The organism is Roseomonas sp. TAS13 (assembly GCF_001950415.1).
Classification (GTDB): Bacteria; Pseudomonadota; Alphaproteobacteria; order Acetobacterales; family Acetobacteraceae; genus Roseomonas; species Roseomonas mucosa.
This window is the reverse complement of record NZ_BDLP01000525.1, coordinates 1-2349: the sequence shown is the minus strand read 5'-3', so window position 1 is coordinate 2349 and position 2349 is coordinate 1. Positions and strand designations below refer to the sequence as shown.

Below are 2349 nucleotides of genomic sequence, written 5' to 3'. Positions count from 1 at the left end.
CCTCAAGAAAGGGCGTGAGCCAGTTGTCCAGGTCACTGCCACCACCGCGGATGCCCATCGCCCCGCCTCCTGCCGCATCACCCAACAGATAGGCAACAGCACTACCGTTCAAAGTGCCCAGGTAGTGCTAGAGGGTGTTACGGACCTGTAGGTGGCTTCGTTTGGGGTGAATGCCCTCTCGTAAGCCGTACCCGTCCGATGTGTCTGACGAGGAGTGGGCGCTGGTCGCGCCCTACCTGACGCTGCTGCCCGAGGAGGCCGGTCAGCGCGAGCACCCGTTGCGGGAGGTGTTCAACGGGCTGCGATACCTGGTGCGCTACGGCGTGGCCTGGCGGGCCATGCCAAACGACCTCCCGCCCTGGCACGCCGTCTACGACCAGGCGCAGCGCTGGCTGCGGGCGGGCTGCTTCGAGATGCTGGTTCAGGACCTTCGGGCGGTGCTCCGCCTGGCTCAGGGCCGGTCGGAGGAGCCCTCGGCGGCCGTGCTGGACAGCCGCACCTTGCGATCCACACCCGAGAGCGGCGCACGCGCCGCCTGGGACGGGCACAAGCGGACCAGAGGCTCCAAGCTGCACCTGGCCGTCGACACGCTCGGCCACCTGCTGGCACTGCACGTCACCCCGGCCAACGCCGATGACCGCTCGGCCGTCTCCACACTGGCCGAGGCCGTCCAGGACGCAACCGGCGAGAGCGTGAACCTGGCCTATGTCGACCAGGGCTACACCGGTAAGCGGCCCGCCCAGGCCGCAGCCGCCCACGGCATCACCCTGGAGGTCGTCAAACTCCCCGAAGCCAAGCGCGGCTTCGTCCTCCTGCCCAGGAGGTGGGTGGTCGAGCGCTCCTTCGCCTGGTTCGCCCGCTTCCGCCGCCTCGCACGCGACTACGAGCGACTGCCCGAGACCCGCGCAGGCCTTCACCTCGTCGCCTTCACCGTCCTGCTCCTCAAGCGTGCCGCAGAACTCGCCCCCAGTCCGTAACACCCTCTAGATTGCTGCCGGTGCCGCTCGTATTGCAGACAGATGATGCCAGGCGTCAGCCGCGGTAGCGCAGCGCCTCCACCAACAGCGCGAAGGCGGGCGTGAGCTGGCGGCGGCTGGTAAAGTAGAGGTGGTAGCCGGCGAAGGGCTCGCACCAGTCCGCCAGCACCCGCACCAGCCTGCCTTCCGCGAGGTGGGGCGCGACCTGCTGTTCCGTCAGGTACAGCAGCCCGAGGCCGGCCAGCGCCGCGTTGAGCATCAGCGTCGTGCTGTTGAACACCAGCTGCCCCTCGACCCTGACCTGCCGCTTTCTCTTGCTGAATTCCCAGGCGTAGAGGCCGCCATGTCGGGGCAGGCGGATGTTGATGCAGTTGTGCGCGGTCAGGTCCTGCGGCGTGCGCGGGCGCGGGCGCGGGCGCGGGCGCGCCGCGAAGTAGGCCGGGGCACCCACCACCGCCATGCGCATCTCCGGCCCGATCGGCACGGCCACCATGCCCTTGGCCAGGGTTTCCCCGGTGCTGTAGCGGCTGGGTGAATGCTCCGCAGAAGTGCTGGCTGAAAATTGGTTCTCCCGCACTTTGCGTGCTGCTGTTTCGGTATCACGCGGCGTGCAGGACGCGGGTGCGGAGGAGATCAAAGCCTGCTCCGCCGTACATGGTCCGCTTGATCATCTTGATGCGGCTGATCTGTCCTTCGACCGGGCTCGTCGTCCAGGGCAGATCGAGGGCGGCCTGGATGGCGTCCTGGTCGCGGCGCAGCCCGGCGGCGAAGTTCTTGAGCGGTGTTTCGTCGGCAGCGGCGAGCACGGCAGGTAGGGTGTCACCCGTCTCGTGGCGCAAGAGACGCTGCAGCCGCTTAGCCACGCTGATCGCCTCGGCCAATCGGGGCGCCTCCTCGAGCAGGTGACCGACGAACAAGTTCTCGTCGGCCGACAGCCTGGTCTCGTCGGCCATGAGCATGCAGCCGATCCGACGAATGGTCAGCCCTGCCCAGGCCTTGGCTCCTGCTCGTTGCTCGGTGGCGGAAGGATCCGGCTGTTCCCGACGGCGACCGGTGGCCCAGCGGCGCACAAGACCGGGGCGCCCTGTGAAGCCCCGCCCGATCAACTCGCGCCAGATCTGAGCGGCGTTGCGGCAGCCCTCATTCCAGCGGCCTTCGAGATATGCGACATGGACATCCAGCCCGCTGCCGCGCCGCGGCTTGCGCCACGACGGGGCATGGCCAAGCGACAGCCAGCGCCGCACGGTCTTGCGCTCGGCATCGAGCAAGCTGGCGATGCGGCTGATCGACAGGCCCTTGCCGTGAAGGTCGGCTGCCTCGTCGTACCGCTGTCTCTTGATCACATCTACGCACAGCTCCACCGTAAGGCGAA

General features: G+C 68.1%; 3 protein-coding genes. 1 reads left to right on the top strand and 2 read right to left on the bottom strand.

Features of this window, described 5'->3' with window-relative positions; genetic code table 11:
* Positions 1–170: 170 nt before the first annotated feature.
* Positions 171–977 carry an IS5 family transposase gene (locus ROTAS13_RS23110; protein WP_075823550.1) on the top strand — a complete coding sequence of 269 codons (807 nt, stop codon included), beginning with the start codon at positions 171–173 and terminating at the stop codon, positions 975–977.
* Between the two features lie 55 nt (positions 978–1032).
* On the opposite strand, the gene ROTAS13_RS23105 is transcribed toward ROTAS13_RS23110, so the two are convergent.
* Complete coding sequence (locus ROTAS13_RS23105; RefSeq protein WP_253187750.1) at positions 1033–1554, bottom strand: LysR substrate-binding domain-containing protein; 522 nt, start codon at positions 1552–1554, stop codon at positions 1033–1035.
* Between the two features lie 22 nt (positions 1555–1576).
* Positions 1577–2349, bottom strand: a 773-nt coding sequence (locus tag ROTAS13_RS23100; RefSeq protein WP_139323519.1) for a transposase, incomplete at its 5' end; no start/stop codon positions are given.